15 protein-coding genes are annotated in these 15,868 nt (G+C 50.9%); 8 read left to right on the top strand and 7 right to left on the bottom strand.

Annotated features, from left to right (window positions below; all coding sequences use genetic code 11):
- Window positions 1-330: 330 nt before the first annotated feature.
- Window positions 331-1,587, bottom strand: coding sequence for a 2-oxoglutarate dehydrogenase complex dihydrolipoyllysine-residue succinyltransferase (odhB, locus tag L3D05_RS22135; RefSeq protein WP_239618561.1), 1,257 nt, complete (start codon window positions 1,585-1,587; stop codon window positions 331-333).
- A 5-nt stretch (window positions 1,588-1,592) separates the two neighbouring features.
- Window positions 1,593-4,490 carry a 2-oxoglutarate dehydrogenase E1 component gene (locus L3D05_RS22130; protein WP_239618560.1) on the bottom strand — a complete coding sequence of 966 codons (2,898 nt, stop codon included), beginning with the start codon at window positions 4,488-4,490 and terminating at the stop codon, window positions 1,593-1,595.
- A gap of 305 nt (window positions 4,491-4,795) precedes the next feature.
- Here L3D05_RS22130 and fliD point away from each other — a divergent pair, with 305 nt between their 5' ends.
- On the top strand, window positions 4,796-6,040 hold the full coding sequence (gene fliD, locus L3D05_RS22125) for a flagellar filament capping protein FliD (protein WP_239618559.1): 1,245 nt from the start codon (window positions 4,796-4,798) through the stop codon (window positions 6,038-6,040).
- Window positions 6,041-6,112: 72 nt separating this feature from the next.
- Here the strand turns inward: fliD and L3D05_RS22120 are convergent, their stop codons facing one another.
- Both L3D05_RS22120 and L3D05_RS22115 read right to left on the bottom strand, forming a co-directional pair.
- Window positions 6,113-6,949: a 1,4-dihydroxy-6-naphtoate synthase gene (locus tag L3D05_RS22120; RefSeq protein WP_239618599.1), complete on the bottom strand. Its 837-nt coding sequence runs from the start codon at window positions 6,947-6,949 to the stop codon at window positions 6,113-6,115.
- A gap of 5 nt (window positions 6,950-6,954) precedes the next feature.
- The gene (locus L3D05_RS22115; protein ID WP_369418000.1) at window positions 6,955-7,617 is read right to left on the bottom strand and encodes a futalosine hydrolase; all 663 of its coding nucleotides are present in this window, start codon (window positions 7,615-7,617) and stop codon (window positions 6,955-6,957) included.
- A gap of 157 nt (window positions 7,618-7,774) precedes the next feature.
- Here L3D05_RS22115 and L3D05_RS22110 point away from each other — a divergent pair, with 157 nt between their 5' ends.
- Window positions 7,775-8,338 carry a ribonuclease H-like YkuK family protein gene (locus tag L3D05_RS22110; RefSeq protein WP_439647970.1) on the top strand — a complete coding sequence of 188 codons (564 nt, stop codon included), beginning with the start codon at window positions 7,775-7,777 and terminating at the stop codon, window positions 8,336-8,338.
- Between the two features lie 43 nt (window positions 8,339-8,381).
- Here L3D05_RS22110 and L3D05_RS22105 read toward each other — a convergent pair whose 3' ends face one another.
- Window positions 8,382-9,260, bottom strand: coding sequence for an AraC family transcriptional regulator (locus tag L3D05_RS22105; RefSeq protein WP_239618558.1), 879 nt, complete (start codon window positions 9,258-9,260; stop codon window positions 8,382-8,384).
- Between the two features lie 119 nt (window positions 9,261-9,379).
- On the opposite strand from L3D05_RS22105, the gene L3D05_RS22100 reads away from it, so the two are divergent.
- The 6 genes from L3D05_RS22100 (at window position 9,380) to L3D05_RS22075 (ending at window position 14,377) form a co-directional block, all read left to right on the top strand.
- Window positions 9,380-10,441 (top strand): Gfo/Idh/MocA family protein, encoded by a 1,062-nt coding sequence (locus L3D05_RS22100; protein WP_239618557.1) that lies wholly within the window; start codon window positions 9,380-9,382, stop codon window positions 10,439-10,441.
- Window positions 10,438-11,319, top strand: coding sequence for a sugar phosphate isomerase/epimerase family protein (locus tag L3D05_RS22095; RefSeq protein WP_239618556.1), 882 nt, complete (start codon window positions 10,438-10,440; stop codon window positions 11,317-11,319). Before L3D05_RS22100 ends, L3D05_RS22095 begins: the two co-directional genes overlap by 4 nt.
- A complete protein-coding gene (locus L3D05_RS22090; RefSeq protein WP_239618555.1) occupies window positions 11,320-12,204 on the top strand; it encodes a sugar phosphate isomerase/epimerase family protein in 885 nt (294 codons plus the stop codon).
- Window positions 12,205-12,247: 43 nt separating this feature from the next.
- Window positions 12,248-12,475 carry a cysteine-rich CWC family protein gene (locus tag L3D05_RS22085; RefSeq protein WP_369417999.1) on the top strand — a complete coding sequence of 76 codons (228 nt, stop codon included), beginning with the start codon at window positions 12,248-12,250 and terminating at the stop codon, window positions 12,473-12,475.
- Window positions 12,476-12,535: 60 nt separating this feature from the next.
- Window positions 12,536-12,820 (top strand): late competence development ComFB family protein, encoded by a 285-nt coding sequence (locus L3D05_RS22080; RefSeq protein ID WP_239618553.1) that lies wholly within the window; start codon window positions 12,536-12,538, stop codon window positions 12,818-12,820.
- Window positions 12,821-12,979: 159 nt separating this feature from the next.
- Window positions 12,980-14,377, top strand: coding sequence for an MDR family MFS transporter (locus L3D05_RS22075; RefSeq protein WP_239618552.1), 1,398 nt, complete (start codon window positions 12,980-12,982; stop codon window positions 14,375-14,377).
- 130 nt (window positions 14,378-14,507) lie between these two features.
- Here L3D05_RS22075 and L3D05_RS22070 read toward each other — a convergent pair whose 3' ends face one another.
- Both L3D05_RS22070 and L3D05_RS22065 read right to left on the bottom strand, forming a co-directional pair.
- Entirely contained in the window at window positions 14,508-15,185 is a 678-nt protein-coding gene (locus L3D05_RS22070; RefSeq protein ID WP_239618551.1) for a hypothetical protein, read from the bottom strand.
- A gap of 146 nt (window positions 15,186-15,331) precedes the next feature.
- The gene (locus L3D05_RS22065) at window positions 15,332-15,688 is read right to left on the bottom strand and encodes a hypothetical protein (RefSeq protein ID WP_239618550.1); all 357 of its coding nucleotides are present in this window, start codon (window positions 15,686-15,688) and stop codon (window positions 15,332-15,334) included.
- Window positions 15,689-15,868: the final 180 nt, after the last annotated feature.

Here is a 15,868-nt window from a genome sequence, read left to right as displayed (position 1 = left end):
TCCAGCTATTTCTCATTTCCAGCTATTCAGCACGTAAATAACTGTAGAAATCCATTACTTGTTCAGATGCCCGAGTGCCCGAGTGCCCGAATGCCCGAATGCCCGAATGCCCGAATGCCCGAATGCCCGAATGCCCACAAAATAGTGGAGCTCTCTAACCTTCTATGGGCAGGAACGCCCCAGTACGGGGTTAATTGTCGTACTCTAACGAGTCTTAGTGGAGATTATAGTTCTTTTCACTAAAATAAGATTAACCTCCATGTCGCAATCAGCCGGTAAACGAAAAAAAACCTCTCCGCCAGAGGCGAAGAGGTTTGAATCATTGTGCGATCAACCTTCAAGAAGAAGAGTTTCCGGATCTTCGAGCATTTCCTTGATTTTGACGAGGAATTGCACGGCTTCCGCTCCGTCTACGATTCTGTGGTCGTAGGAAAGGGCGATGTACATCATCGGACGGTTCTCCATGCGCTCGGCGTCGATAGCGACCGGGCGAAGTTGGATCTTGTGCATGCCGAGGATACCGACTTGAGGCGCGTTCAGGATAGGAGTCGACAGCAAGGAACCGAATACGCCGCCGTTCGTGATCGTGAACGTTCCGCCTTGAAGCTCGGACAATTCCAGCGTGTTGTTGCGGGCTTTGCCGGCCAATTGAACGATCGTGCGTTCGATTTCGGCGAAGCCAAGACGATCCGCTTCGCGAAGGACTGGAACGACCAAACCTTCTTTGGCAGAAACCGCGATGCCGATGTCGTAATATTTTTTGACGATGATATCTTCGCCGTTAATTTCAGCGTTCAGATGAGGGAATGCCTTCAACGCGCCGACAACCGCTTTGGTGAAGAAGGACATGAAACCCAGACCGACGTCGTGTTTTTCTTTGAAGGAATCTTTGCGACGTTTACGAACTTCGAGAATGGCCGACATGTCGACTTCGTTGAAAGTCGTAAGCATAGCCGCCGTTTGTTGCGCTTCGACTAACCGTTTCGCGATCGTCAGACGACGACGGGACATCCGTTTGCGCTCTTCCGGTTTATTCGAATTGGAAGTCGGCTTGTCGACTGCCGGAGCTTTAGGCGCTGCTTGTGCAGCAGGAGCGCTTGGAGCAACCGTTCCGGCGGAAGCGACATCGTTAGCATGGATGCGGCCGATTGGATCGCGCGCAGGCAATGTGTTCAGATCGATTCCTTTTTCCCGGGCGAGCTTACGGGCTGCAGGAGTCGCAAGCGTAGACGCGCTATCGTTGCTGGAAGCAGCTACAGCAGATGGTTGGGCAGGAGCGGCAACCGGAGCAGGAGCAGCAGGTGCAGCAGGTGCACTAACCGCAGGAGCTGCAGCAGGAGCAGCGGCTTGACCAGCAGCACCGATTCTGCCGACGGATTCGCCGATCTTAACGTTATCACCTTCGTTCGCGAGAATTTCCGCGACGACGCCATCTTGCTCGGCGCTAATTTCCAGGTTTACTTTGTCCGTTTCCAGTTCCAATAAGAGGTCGCCCTGTTTGACGCTGTCTCCGACTTTGACGATCCATTTCGAAATCGTTCCTTCCGTAATGGACTCACCCATTGCTGGTACTATAATGTCATGCATTGCTGTTACCTCCCGGATTTAACTGCCGATTTCTTTTTCTGAAGCAAAGCTTGATTGATAATGAACTGCTGCTCGAAGGTATGAATCTGCTGATATCCGCTCGCAGGGCTAGAACGTTTAGGACGTCCGTTGTATCCGACCGCCGTTTTCGATGTTTCGACGAGCGCGCGAATGCGCGGCTCCATATAACTCCATGCGCCCATGTTTTTCGGCTCTTCCTGTACCCATAGAACTTCAGTGAGATTAGGATAGCGGTCAATGATCGCTTTGATTTCATGTTTCGGGAACGGGTAAAGCTGTTCTACGCGTGCAATATGCAGCCAGTCGCGGTTAACATCGGCAGATTTGTCGAGCTCTTCCGCCAAGTCTATCGCCACTTTACCGGTGCACAAAACAAGTCTTTCCACGCGGGCAGGATTTTGTCCAAGACCTGGCTGTTCGACTACGGTCTGGAACGAACCTTCGCTTAGCAAGGCTGCCGGCGATGCCACGTAAGGATTACGAATCATGCTCTTAGGCGCCATTACGATGAGCGGCTTAGCGTCTTTCGTGTTAATGACGGACGCTTGACGGCGAAGTAAGTGGAAATATTGCGCCGCGCTGGACAGGTAAGCGACAGTCCAGTTTTCTTCGCCGGACAGCTGCAGGAACCGCTCCATTCTTGCGCTGGAGTGCTCAGGTCCTTGGCCTTCATATCCGTGCGGTAACAGCATAACCAAACCGGAACGCTGCGACCATTTGGATTGGCCGGCAGATATAAATTGATCGATGATGACTTGAGCGGCATTCATGAAGTCACCGAATTGTGCTTCCCAGATGACCATCGTCTCAGGAGCGTATACGTTATAGCCATACTCCAAGCCGAGTACGCCAGCTTCGGAGAGCGGGCTGTTATGAATGGCGAAAGAAGCATTCGCTTCCGGCAGCTCATGAAGAGGGCAGAACGTTTCGCCCGTTTCGGAATCGTGAAGCACTAAATTCCGGTGAGCGAAGGTTGCTCTTTCCACGTCTTGTCCGCTAAGTCTCATCGGAGTGCCATCCGCAAGAATCGTAGCGAATGCAAGCGTCTCGGCGTGACTCCAGTCGACTTTCTCTCCGTCGTTAAGCGAATCCGCGCGACGTTCGAGAATGCGCTGCAGTTTGCCGTACACTTTGAACGTTTCCGGCCACTTGAGCAAGTTTTTGTTGATGCTGCGAAGCTTATCCATCGGAACGGATGTTGCCGGTTTGGACTCGGCCGGATCGTACTCCGTCGGACGAGCTTGAAAGACGGAGTCTTTGTGCTCTTGTCCTTTGACTTGATCGTAAGCGGCTTTCAGCTTGTTCTGAACGTCGCGCTTGATTTGCTCGGCCGCATCCGCGGATAAGAAGCCTTCTTTAATCAGTTTGTCCGCATAGAGACGGCTAACTGTCGAGTGGGCTCTTACTTTTTTGTATATGAGCGGTTGCGTCGTTTCCGGATCGTCCGTCTCGTTGTGGCCATAACGGCGATAGCCGACCAGATCGATCAGGAAGTCCTTCTTGAATAACGTACGGTATTCGCTCGCCATGCGCGCCGCTGCGATAACGGCTTCCGGTTCGTCCGCGTTCACGTGAATGATCGGAATTTCAAATCCTTTGGCCAAGTCGCTGGCATAATGCGTGGAACGGGAATCATGGCTTTCGGTCGTGAAGCCGATTCGGTTGTTGGCGATGATATGAATCGTTCCACCGCTCGTGTAACCACGCAGATTGTTGAAGTTAAGCGTCTCGGCAACGATGCCTTCACCGGAGAAAGCCGCATCGCCGTGAATAACGATGGAAGCAGCTAAGTCCAGATTTTGTACTGGGTAACCGGGCTTGCTGCGATCTTCTTGAGCCGCGCGAGCGTATCCGCCAACTACTGGGTTTACATACTCGAGATGGCTCGGGTTGTTGGCCAGAGTAATTCGCGTTTCGGCCGTTTCGCCGGATTGAACGGAACGATTGGCGCCCAAATGATATTTCACGTCGCCGGTCCAGCCATAATTAATGCCAATCGAACCTTCCGAAGGGTTAAGGTTCTTGTTAGGCGCATGGTGGAATTCGGAGAAAATGTTGCCGTAAGGCTTGCCGAGTACATGAGCAAGCACGTTCAAACGCCCGCGATGGGCCATCCCGATAGCGATGTGACGCGCGCCGTCGTTCGTGAGCTCATGAACGATTTCGTCCGCAAGCGGAATAAGCGCTTCAACCCCTTCGGCGGAGAAACGTTTCTGTCCGACGAAAGTGCGCTGTAGGAAATCTTCGAATTGTTCTGCTTCCAGCAGTCTTCTAAGCAAAGCTTCGCGTTCTGAGGTGAGCAACGTAGTTGAAGGGATAACGGCTTCCGCACGTTGGTTCAACCATTTGCGTTCTTCTTCCACGTGGACGTGGCCGAATTCGAAAGCGATAGGGCCCGTATACACTTCACGCAGCTTCTGGGCTGCTTCCCAAGCATTGTTCAGCGGATAAGGAGCATCTTCCCATACGCATTCGGGAGGTAATTGTTTTAGGTCTGCTTCCGTTAATCCATAAGTGCCCGGTTCGATGACTTCTGCGCTTGCTTTGAAGCTGAGTCCCAGCGGATCGATATCCGCGGCAAGATGGCCGAAAGCACGTATATTCCAAGCCAATTGGCCGGCTGCGATTGCTTTCTTGAGTAAATTGGTGTCAGTGGCGGCCGACAGGCTACGTGCCTGAACTTGATCAGGAGATGAAGCCTGAGCATTCGTCCCAGTTTCTACACGAGGAGGGGCGCCATATTGTGCAAATAGCTCGCGATATTGCGGGCTTACCGAATCTGCATTTTGAAGGTAAAGATCGTACTGCTCTTGGATGTAGCCTAGATTTGGACCGAAAAACTGCTGCCATAGTCCTTGCATTTTTTCATTGTCATCAGACATTGTGCATCCCTCTGTATTCATGTTAGTCAATCTTCGGTGACGAATATGTAGCTGTACGCACCTGTAACCATTCTAATGCATTTTTATGTTCGGAAATAGACATTATTATGCATAGGAATGATCTACATAATAGATCGATCCCTGAATTTCCTCATTAAGGATTAGATTGCGCCATTTGATCACATTTGACTCTAATCTTTCCTACAAAATTTATACTTAGTTTCAAAAACTGGATGATTGTGTAAAAAAATAGAGGGTGCTATATTGAAAATAAGGAGTTAGTTGAGAATAAGGAAGGTGAGAAGATGTACTATTCTTCAGAAGCCGTTGGCAAAGTTGTGCCTCCTGTATCGCCTTACATTTATTCGCCATTCAGTCGATCTGCTTATCGGCAGCCAGCGAATTCATGGCTGAATTCCTATCCGAACCCCTATAAAGAGCTAGCTAAGTCAGCCGCGATAGAGATTGCGAGCTTCCTGTCTTCGACTCAGGATGTGCAATCTTCAGCCAATAACTTGTTACGATCCAAAACGTCGTCCATTCAGGCGAGAGAAGTTTTATCGTCTAACCCGAATACCGTGGTCGCATCGGCGAACAACGGGGCTTCGGTCAAAGCCTATCGAATCCAAGTTCAATCGATCGCGGACAAGCAAACGAATAGCGGGGCGGAATTAAATAGAGAAAGCTTAAGCGGCATTCAGAGCGGTGCCAATGCATTCAAGATTACGGTCGGAAGCAAATCAAAGTCGATTTCGGTACAGATTGCGACTCAGGATACGAATGAACAAGCTTTAACGAAGCTGAGAGATGCGATTAACGACGCCAAGACCGGAGTGACAGCCCGCGTGATAACGGATTCGGATGGGGGCACTTCGAGACTAGAATTGAAGAGCGACAGAACGGGAACGGATCGGGCTTTCGAAGTGGAGGATACGGTCGGTAACGCGGTATCTTCCACCGGTATGTTCGTTGTCACTTCGGCTGCCAAGAACGCTTCGTTCAAGGTAAACGGGGGAGAGGAGCAGACATCCAAATCCAACGTGATCGAGCTCGAGAAGGGAAAGGTTACAGCAACGTTATTAGAAGCCTCGACGGACGTGATTGAAATCAAGGTTCGACCCGACGAGAAGGAAGCGATAGAGCAGGTTGGGAAAATGATCTCAAGCTACAACGCGATGCGGGATAGGTTAAACGAGGCGGGCGGTTTCTTAAGTCCGGCAGTCCGTAAGAGCTTGGACAACGCAGTGGACTCACGTGGAGACGAGCGAATCGGCATCATGGTAAACGCGGATGGATCGTTGCGGCTGGATGAAGTTACGTTCAAGATCAAATTAAACGCAGATTATGAGCAAACCAATAAGGCGCTTGTCGGTCGCGACGGGTTAGCCGATCGCCTTGTCAAAGCAACGGAACGTTTCAATGACGCCTCGGCCAGCGCCTTGGTGAACAAGCAGATTCAGGCGATGCAGCAATTCGCTACCTATCAATCGTCGATGCAAGCTTACTTGCCTTTCCCAACGACCGGGTTATTGGTCAATCGTATTTTATAGGCAAGAGAAACCGCCCGCGGAATTCCGCGGGCGGTTTTTTATGCGAGCGGGATAGACAGCGGCTCTAACGAACTAACGAAGAGTTGCCAAATCCATCTTCGGAACTAAATCCTCGTCCATGGCGCGTTGCAGTAGGGTCGTGACGGCTGCGAAGCCATCGTCTCCCAAGTCGGCGGTGAAATCGTTCACGTACAGGTCGATGTGCGATTGGGCAACGCTAGGATCCATCTCCTGGGCGTGTTCCAATACGTAACCTCGTGAAACGTCGGGGTGCTCCCACGCATAGGCGACGGAAGCTTGAATCCACTCGCGAATGGCGGTCAAATCCAAGGAGCGACGAGCAATGATCGCTCCCAGCGGAATCGGGAGTCCGGTATCGCTCTCCCACCAATTGCCGAGATCGACAACTTGGGAGAGGCCATAGTTCTGATAAGTAAACCTCGCTTCGTGAATAACCAAGCCGGCATCGATTAACCCATCGCGCACGGCAGGCATAATTTCGTGGAAAGGCATTACGACAATTTCCGCTACGCCGCCCGGAACGTTCTGCGCAGCCCACAATCGGAATAGCAAATAAGCCGTCGACCGTTCGCTAGGAACGGCGACCCGTTTGCCGGACAACCGGGAAGCATCCCCGGCGCCATTGCCATCCGCTGTCAAAACAAGCGGTCCGCAACCGCGGCCAAGCGCGCCGCCGCAAGGGACGAGCTTATACTCCGGAGCAATCCAAGGCAAAGCGGCATAAGAAATTTTCATGATGTCCAGCTCGTTCGAGCTCGCGGACAGGTTGTTCGTAATATCGATATCCGCATAGGTAACGTCGAAGGACGGAGTGCCGGGAATAAGGCCATGCACAAGCGCATGGAATACGAAAGTATCATTGGGACAAGGAGAGTACGCGATTTTCATGCTGTTCATGCTGTAATAACCTCCACTAAATGAGTGCTTGCCGCTTCCAAAGCAGCAAGAGCATCCCCGATTCGCCAAGCGGATTTGTCTCTTGGACCTACCGCGTTAGAGATGGCGCGTATCTCGATAAAAGGAATGCCGCGTCGATGAGCCGCTTCTGCTACCCCGTAACCTTCCATCGCTTCGGCGGCGGCGCCCGGAATTTGTTCGACCAACCGTAATGCCGTATCGGCGGTTCCGGTAACCGTAGACAAGGTTAGGATAGGCCCATATTGAACGCTAATGCCCCTTGCCTGAAAAATTTCAACCAATCGAGCAGACAGTTTCTCTTCGACGGATAATCGATTCGTGCCGAATCCCAGCTTGTCCACGCTAGCGAATCCGTCCGGCGTTTCCGCTCCGAGGTCTGCTGCAATGACTTCACTTGCTATGACGATCGAGCCGATCGCGGCTTGATCGATGAAGCCACCGCCGATGCCCGCGCTGATGACCAGATCGTATTTCCAATCTTCCGCTGCAAGCGCCATGGTCGTGCTCACCGCGGCAGCAACCGGTCCGACGCCTGCCGTGATTACGTCGAATTTGCGATTTCCGCGAACGCCTCGCAGCACCGCTTCCTTTTCCGCATCGACTGCGGTCATAATCAGAACTTTATTCAATTTCCTAATCCCCTTCGGTTGGGCATGAGTAAAACCTACTTAATTAATTATAGTGCTGATCCGCACGCGAGTAAAATAACATTGTCGAATGGTTCGAGTCCTGTCGTCACCGCCATACAATAATAAATGTAGAGCAGCAAGTATGGCAGAGGTGATCACAATAACCATGATGAGTACGATTTCCAGGTGGGATGAACTGAGCTTTCAGAATTTGTCGGAAAGCCATCTGAGTATGAACGACGTTCTCGAACGAATTATTCGTTTTATCGGGCAAGACCCCAAGTGCGCATACCAATTCGTAATCGGGACGGACAGCCAAGTTCATAGAGGACATACGAAATTCGTAACCGGAATCGTCATTCATCGGATCGGAAGAGGCGCTTGGGCATGTTATCGCCAGGTAGCTGTTCCCCGGCAACTTAACTCGATAAGGGAGAAGCTGACGTTGGAAACGTCTTTCTCGCAAAGGGTTGCCGGTTATTTCGACAGCTCCGTGCTTGGCCAGATGGAGGATTTGTTGCTCCCCTACGTCTATCAAGGGGCGACGCTCGAAACTTATATCGACATCGACGCTGGAACGGAGCCGGTGGTCAATCAGACGGCATTATACGTGCAGGAAATGATGGATCGGGTAGAGTCCATGGGATTGTATGCCCCAAGGGTCAAGCCGGATGCTTACGTTGCTTCCTCCTATGCGAACCGATTTACGAAAAATCGAATGGTACTGTAACGGAAGAAGCGTACGGCTACGATCAGCCGTACGCTTCGAATGTTTAACCATCGTTGTTTCTCCATTCCGAAGGCGACACTTTCTTCAGCTTCTTAAACATTCGGCTGAAATAGTAGATATCGTTAAAGCCCGTAGCTAGCGCAATTTCGGAAACGTTCATGCTTTTTCCGCGGAGCATGTTTTCCGACTTGTTGATCCGAACGAGGTTGATGTAATCGATTAACGTTTTGTCGGTCACCTGCTTGAATAATCTGCTGAAATGGAATCGGCTTAATCCGGCAAGTCCAGCAAGCTCCTGTACGGAAAGCTTGTCCCGGTAGTGCTCGTCAATATAAGCGAAGACGGGAGCGAGACGTTCGAGTTCCTTCAGCTTAAGGCGGTATTCGTCCAGCTCCGTTAACGTGGCCGGATAATTGCGCACGAGGAGCGAGAGCATTCGGTACAAATGCGATTTAATGGACAACTCGTAGCCTAATTCCTTGGCGTCAAGCTCCTTAATGATTGCAAGCATGCATGCATTGATCTCTTCGTTGCCGGATATCCGATTCTGGAACAGAAGCCGATTGTTGGCGATCGGCGTTATGAACTTCGTTTCAATCGCATCGATGGTATGGCTATGAAGCAATGCCACATCCACGATCATCGCATAATAAGATAAATCTTCGGAATTGCTTATTCCATAGTGTAGCTCGTTGCTATTCACTACGCACAGATCACCGGCTTGATACGAAATAGGGATGGAACTGCATTCGATCGTCGCTCTTCCCGAGGTAAAATACAAAAACTCCATATGTTCGTGCCAATGGTGGGCAAATATAGTTTCGCCCACAACTGTCGCTCGGGGTTGAGGGGGATGGATTTTAATCGGAAATGACGAATCAGGCATCGACATCGGTTCGCGAAGGGAAGCGATTTTTTCCATACACTCTACTCCTCACTTAGCACGATCGTGCAAATATACAGCATGCTTTTACATGGAAACGCTTCATAATCTCATTATAATACGAATTGAGATCAAAGCGTATATAGGGAGTGTTCAATGTGAAGCAGGTTCGAGTCGGCGTTATTGGTACGGGATCTATTTCGGAAATGCACTTAAATTCGTATTCCAGCCATCCGGGCGCGGTTATTGCCGCCATCTGCGATGCCAACGAAACAAGGGCTCGCCAAGTGGCGGAGAAGTACGGAGCGGACAAAACGTATACCGACTATGAAGAGTTACTGGCGGATCCGGACATTGACGCGGTTAGCATCTGCACATGGAACAATACCCATGCGCCGATAAGCATAGCCGCTCTCAAAGCGGGCAAACACGTGCTCGTGGAGAAGCCGCTCTGCCGCACGGTCGAGGAAGCGCTGGAAGTGGAGCGAACGGTACGTTCCACTGGCAAGTTGCTGCAGGTCGGGGTAGTCCGCAGATATGACGATAACGTTCAAATGATTCGCGAATTCGCGGCGAACGGGGAATTCGGCGAACTGTATTACGCCAAGGCGTCGATGATTCGCCGGCATGGCAATCCGGGCGGCTGGTTTGCGGATGTAGAACGCTCCGGGGGTGGGCCTTTAATCGATATCGGCGTTCACGTCATTGACCTTTGCTGGTATTTGATGGGCCGTCCGAAAGCGGTAACGGTTAGCGCCAACACGTACAAGAAATTGGGCAACCGCTCCAATGTCCAATATTTGTCCCATTACAAAGCGGCGGATTACGATGCAACGAAAAATACGGTCGAGGATATGGCCAATGCCATTATTCGCTTCGAGAACGGGGCTTCCTTGATGGTAGACGTGAGCTACTCGCTGCATGCCAAACAAGATGAAGGCTATGTGAAGCTCTATGGGGACAAGGGGGGCTTCGAGATCGATCCGGCCATCGCCATCGTCACCGAGAAGCACAATACGATCCTGAATATTCAACCGCAAACGGATAGTCTGGCGGGCTTTCAATTCGAATCCGCTTTCCGGAACGAAATCAATCACTTCGTCGAATGCATCGTGAACGGCGCTACGCCGATCAGCCCCGTAGAAGACGGTGTCGAGATGATGAAGATTTTGTGCGCCGTCTATGAATCCGCGGCTAAGGGCGAGGAGATTCGGTTATGAAAATCGGAGTCAGCAGCTATTGTTTCTGGCAAGAGATGCAAGCGGGCAGGATGGACATCGTTCAGGCGATCGGCGAGATCGCGGAGATGGGCGGAGAGCATGCCGAAATCGTTCCTCTAGGCTTCGATCTGGCCCGCAATCCTGAATTAATTGAAGCCATCCGAACGAAAGCTTCCGAAGTCGGGATCGAGATTTCGAATTACGCGATCGGCGCCAACTTCGCGGGATTGGACGGGCAAGCTTACGAGCAGGAAATCGGACGCGTGAAGCGGGAGGTCGACATTGCCGCCGCTTTGGGCGTCAAGCTAATGCGTCACGACGTGGCAAGTTCGGTTGATCGATCGATTCGGCAATTCGCGAACGATCTTCCCAAGCTTGCCGAAGCTTGTCGGACAATCGCCGACTACGCGGCGCAGTACGGCATCACGACTAGCGTAGAAAATCACGGCTATTATATTCAAGCGAGCGATCGGGTGCAGGCGTTAATCAACGAAGTGGGACGCGATAACTTCCGGACAACGCTCGATATCGGTAACTTCGTATGCGTGGATGAGAATCCCGTCGTAGCCGTTCGCAATAATATTCCTTATGCCTCCATGGTGCATATCAAAGATTTCTATATTAGATCGGAATCATGCGATCCGGGAGAGGGCTGGTTCAAGTCTGCCGGCGGCTCTTACTTGAGAGGGGCGATCGTCGGGCACGGCGACCTCGATATTCGTTCGGCGCTGCGAATCGTGCGCGATTCCGGTTATGACGGTTACCTGTCCATCGAGTTTGAAGGCATGGAGCCTTGCGTGAACGCAACGAAGCTGGCGCTTAATAACGTCCGGCGGTTATGGAAACAATGCGAATCGAATGGAAGGAGCGAGGAATAGATGTCGGGTATCGTTCAGCCTTGGAAAATCGGAGTTATCGTAGACAGCTTCCGCGTAGGCGTGCGGGAAGGGCTCGTGAAAGCCAAAAACGTCGGAGCGGACGGGGTGCAAATCTATGCCGTTAAGGGGGAGATGGATCCCGCCAATCTATCGGCGACCGCGCGGAAACAATGGAGAGAGTACATCGATTCGTTAGGCTTGCAAATTTCGGCGCTTGTTGGAGATCTCGGCGGGCATGGGTTTCAAGACAAGCACGAGAACGCCGCAAAAATAGAAAAGTCGAAACGGATTTTGGATTTGGCGGTGGAATTAGGCACGAACGTCGTGACAACGCACATCGGGATCGTACCGGAAGACAGTGAGGGCGAAGTATATGAGACGATGCATCTCGCTTGCGATGAACTAAGCCGATACGCAACGAGCATGAATGCGTATTTTGCCATTGAGACGGGACCGGAAACTTCCGTTCGGCTAAGAGGTTTTCTCGACGGTCTTAGCTCCAAAGGTGTATCCGTCAATTTCGATCCGGCTAACATGGTTATGGTGACCGGCGACGATCCGGTACAAGGCGTCTATACGCTTAAAGATTATATCGTCCATACTCATGCGAAAGACGGAATTCGCCTTCGCGAGGTGGATCCTCGCCAAATCTACGGCGCGCTCGGCTTCGAACCGCTCGACCACGACAAGCTGGCCGAACAAGCCGAATCCGGCGATGCGTTCAGAGAAGTTCCGCTTGGCGAGGGCAGCGTAGATTGGGATCGTTATTTGAAGGCGCTTAGAGATATCGGATATAATGGGTACTTGACGATTGAACGGGAGGTCGGAACGAATCCCGATACGGATATCGCTACGGCCGTACGTTTCCTTAAAGGAACAATCTAGCAAGAAGCCGTTGAGAGCGCTCAGTTGCGCTCTCTTCGTTGCGATGAAGGGATGTTCGGCAATGTCGCAGTTAAGCAATCAACCAAGTCGGTGTCCTCTATGCGGAGAAGACAATCATTGCGGAAATTTAGCAGGTTTGCCGCATGGCGCATGTTGGTGCAGCCAAATCGAATTTCCCCGCGAAATTCTAAAGCGAATTCCCGACGAGCAAAGGGGCAAAGCATGCGTATGCAGAGCTTGCGTCGAGAAGTTCCTGTCCGATAATCGGTAGTCTATGTGTTATACTGTTATTCAATAGTTGATTCGCTTCTATTAATTGGAGAGTGCTGATATGATTTTTTCTCGTGACTTGTCTATTCTTAATGCTATGGAGCCTATTGTTAGCAATCTATTCGAAGATAATTACGTAAAAACGGGTGCATTAAAATGCGATTGCGAGAAATGCCAGATCGATATCATCTTGCTGACCTTGAATCATGTGGCTCCGCACTATACATCCAGCCAGACCGGAGAAGCATACATTAAGGCCCTCTACCAGGAGCCTCAGCTTCAATCCGATATCCTTAGGGAAATCACGAATGCGGTCAAGGTCATTGCAGAGCGGCCGAACCACTAGATAGCGAAACGATAGGACAACGATAGGACGAAAGTCGTTCACCCATTGCCGATGTGGTGCTTTTTGGCGTTGACAAAGAGATATCCATCCACCTATGATCGTTAGAGTAATTGAAGTTATGGAAACGTAGCGATTCATCACGAGAGAGAAGGAAATATAATGTCGCAGAAAAAGACCAACCGAGCGCTAGTGACGGTTGGACTACTGGCAGCTCTGTTTATCGGAGCGCTGGATTCTACCGTCGTAACGACGGCAACGACCAGCATCGCCAAAGATTTAAACGGATTAAGCTTGCTTAGCTGGATTTTCTCTATCTATACACTCACGACTTGCGTGTCGACTCCGATCTTCGGGAAGCTCGCGGACTTATATGGAAGAAAATCCATTTTTACGATAGGCCTCGTCTTATTCCTGGTAGGCTCCGTGCTGTGCGGAGCGGCGCAATCGATGACCGAGTTGATCTGGTATCGGGCTATTCAAGGGCTGGGAGCGGGAGCGTTAACTCCGGTTACATTTACGATTATCGGAGATATGTATACGGGTGAACAGAGAGGGAAGGTCCAGGGCGTACTTTCCTCGGTATGGTCTATCGCCGGGTTAGTCGGACCCTTCGTGGGCGGTTATTTCGTCGATACGATTTCCTGGCGCTGGATTTTCTACATGAATGTTCCGGTAAGCATCGTATCCTTCATCCTCGTATTCGGATTTTTGCATGAACGTTTCGCGAAAGTGTCGAAAAGCGTGGATTATATCGGAGCGCTTACTTTTACGATCTGCATATCCAGCTTACTGCTCGCTTTGCTGACCGGAGGAGAAACGTATGCTTGGAATTCATCGACTATTCTAGTCCTTTTCGCGGTTGCCGCTCTATTCCTTTTCGTGTTTCTATGGATCGAATCAAGGGCGAAGGAGCCAATGCTACCGTTGCAACTGTTCCGGGAAAGAAGATTGGCTATTCCTTACGTGCTCGGATTTTTCGGTTTCTGCGTCGTTGCCGGCGTAACGATCTATATTCCATTATGGATTCAGAACATTATGGGCTTTAGCGCCACGAAATCCGGATTGATGCTCATGCCGATGTCGGTTACTTGGGCGTTAGCTTCGAGCTTGTCGGGAAGATACATGTTCCGTCTCGGAGCGAAAACATTCATGCTGCTCGGAACGATCTTAGTCGCAAGCGGAGCGCTATGGCTTTACTTCATTGATATGGGCTCATCTTATGTGCAGGTGATCGGGATCGTCGGTCTGGTCGGCTTAGGAATGGGCTGCATCAGTACGCCTGCCATCGTAACGATTCAGAACTCTGCTGCGAGCACGATGCGCGGAGTAGCTACTTCAACGAACTCGCTTATGGGTGCATTAGGTCAGACAGTCGCGGTTGCCGTATTCGGGATGTTGTTCAACAGCGTGGTCACAGGTGAAGCGCCGTCGCAGATGAAGATGGCGGACGGGATGCACTTGATCTTCGTCGCTATCCTAACGGTAGCGATCATCAAATTACTCGTCATCAACTTGCTGCCCTCGGCGCGAAAGTCCCAAGAGAGACAGTCTGTCTGAGTCCGAAGAAGTGTTAAAAAAGCCTTCATCCCTTGCGTGCTTATGGGGATGAAGGCTTTTAGCTTTACTTTTGTCGGAACCTGCGATTTAAAACGGCGTAGCCGCTCTATTTCCTCCCGCAAGCCAACAATTAGTTTGCGTTGTTCTGTGAAGCGGCAGGAGCATCACCTTGTTGTTGGCGTTGTCCCCTTTGTCCGCCACCCATGCCACCGAATCCGCCGCCTTCGCTAATCGTAATCGTGACTGCGTTCTGAGTGTTGTCTTCCAGATCGACGCTAACGATATCGTCCGCTTTAAGATCTGCGGCCGTTAGCGCTGTTTCCGTCCTTTGTTGGTTCTCGAAGGTTACTTTCACGATCTTAGTGGTAGATGTGACTTGAATGTCCACTGTCTCGTCAGTGAACATGTTCTCCATGTTGGGGCGGTTTTGCTCCCCGCCTTGTGCAGGCGGATTGCCGTCGCCGCTCGGTGGTTGCTTATTATCGCCATTCTGGTCGCCTGCCGTCGGTTGGGTATCGTCTCCGGACTGTTGCTGTCCTCGGCCCTGGCCTCGGGCGCCAGGTACGAAGGAGGACTTGTACACCGTGAACGTTTCCCCGTTCACGCTTTTGATTTTTCCCATTAAATCCGCACCCATCATCGGTGAACGTCCTTGACCTTGCCCTTGTTGTTGATCTTGCGGAGTACTTCCCCCGTTGTTCTGCGGGGCGGAACCCCCATCCGCTTGATTCGTCGAATCGTTGCCGCACCCCGTCAATAAGATCATTGCAGCGATCGCGGTAACGAGCATCTTTTTCACGTTTGCCATAACTTAACTCTCTCCTCTTGAATTCATCAGGCGACAGGCCGTATGACCTAACTACGAATCCAAAGGTTCAAAAGTATCGGTAGAGGAGAGAGAATATACGTTACGGAACCGAAGGCGTTACGCTGTAAGGGCGTACCGGTTTATGGCTATATGTCACGGACAACGGGAGCGACGTACAAATAAGGAATTCGCGTGGTCGTGTACGTCCCTTCCAAAGATTTCTCGGCGAGGAGGTTCGCCTTCACGAGGGCAGAGATTTTAGCGGGATCCGCCTTGAACAACACTTTCCACAAATCGGGATCGGGAAGGGCATCGATCAACAATTGATCGTTGTAGTGCTTTCGTTCTTGGTACAGTACCTTAAGCGTGTAGTCGTCTAACCGGAATTCGGAATCCTGAGTACAATGATTCGTGATTTCCCGGCGAAGCTCCTCAAGTTCATCCTCCCATTGTTTAATTTGGGTTTTCAGTTGGCAGAAGCGGACCAGCTTGTCAGCATTCATCCGATAACCTCCCTTTCTAACGTTATGTTGATTTGTATGAAAGGGAGGTTTGTTTTATGAAGGAAGGACTGCGCTTATACGGTAAGTAGAATTGTTCCTTGGTTTTGACGCCGCTCGATTTGGCTGCTTCGGCAAGCGGATTAAACCATAGGATCAGGAGGAGAAGATTTGCTATAATAA

Origin of the sequence: Cohnella mopanensis (genome assembly GCF_022352055.1) — a bacterium.
Lineage (GTDB): Bacteria > Bacillota > Bacilli > Paenibacillales > Paenibacillaceae > Cohnella > Cohnella mopanensis.
The sequence above is the reverse complement of the archived record's forward strand: the minus strand, read 5'-3'. Positions and strand labels throughout refer to the sequence as shown.

Bases quoted from the DNA above. Each gene is read 5' to 3' on its own strand.
- odhB (WP_239618561.1), bottom strand. From the start codon at position 1,587: ATGCATGACATTATAGTACCAGCAATGGGTGAGTCCATTACGGAAGGA.
- L3D05_RS22130 (WP_239618560.1), bottom strand. From the start codon at position 4,490: ATGTCTGATGACAATGAAAAAATGCAAGGACTATGGCAGCAGTTTTTC.
- fliD (WP_239618559.1), top strand. From the start codon at position 4,796: ATGTACTATTCTTCAGAAGCCGTTGGCAAAGTTGTGCCTCCTGTATCG.
- L3D05_RS22120 (WP_239618599.1), bottom strand. From the start codon at position 6,949: ATGAAAATCGCGTACTCTCCTTGTCCCAATGATACTTTCGTATTCCAT.
- L3D05_RS22110 (WP_439647970.1), top strand. From the start codon at position 7,775: ATGATGAGTACGATTTCCAGGTGGGATGAACTGAGCTTTCAGAATTTG.
- L3D05_RS22105 (WP_239618558.1), bottom strand. From the start codon at position 9,260: ATGGAAAAAATCGCTTCCCTTCGCGAACCGATGTCGATGCCTGATTCG.
- L3D05_RS22095 (WP_239618556.1), top strand. From the start codon at position 10,438: ATGAAAATCGGAGTCAGCAGCTATTGTTTCTGGCAAGAGATGCAAGCG.
- L3D05_RS22090 (WP_239618555.1), top strand. From the start codon at position 11,320: ATGTCGGGTATCGTTCAGCCTTGGAAAATCGGAGTTATCGTAGACAGC.
- L3D05_RS22085 (WP_369417999.1), top strand. From the start codon at position 12,248: ATGAAGGGATGTTCGGCAATGTCGCAGTTAAGCAATCAACCAAGTCGG.
- L3D05_RS22080 (WP_239618553.1), top strand. From the start codon at position 12,536: ATGATTTTTTCTCGTGACTTGTCTATTCTTAATGCTATGGAGCCTATT.
- L3D05_RS22075 (WP_239618552.1), top strand. From the start codon at position 12,980: ATGTCGCAGAAAAAGACCAACCGAGCGCTAGTGACGGTTGGACTACTG.
- L3D05_RS22070 (WP_239618551.1), bottom strand. From the start codon at position 15,185: ATGGCAAACGTGAAAAAGATGCTCGTTACCGCGATCGCTGCAATGATC.
- L3D05_RS22065 (WP_239618550.1), bottom strand. From the start codon at position 15,688: ATGAATGCTGACAAGCTGGTCCGCTTCTGCCAACTGAAAACCCAAATT.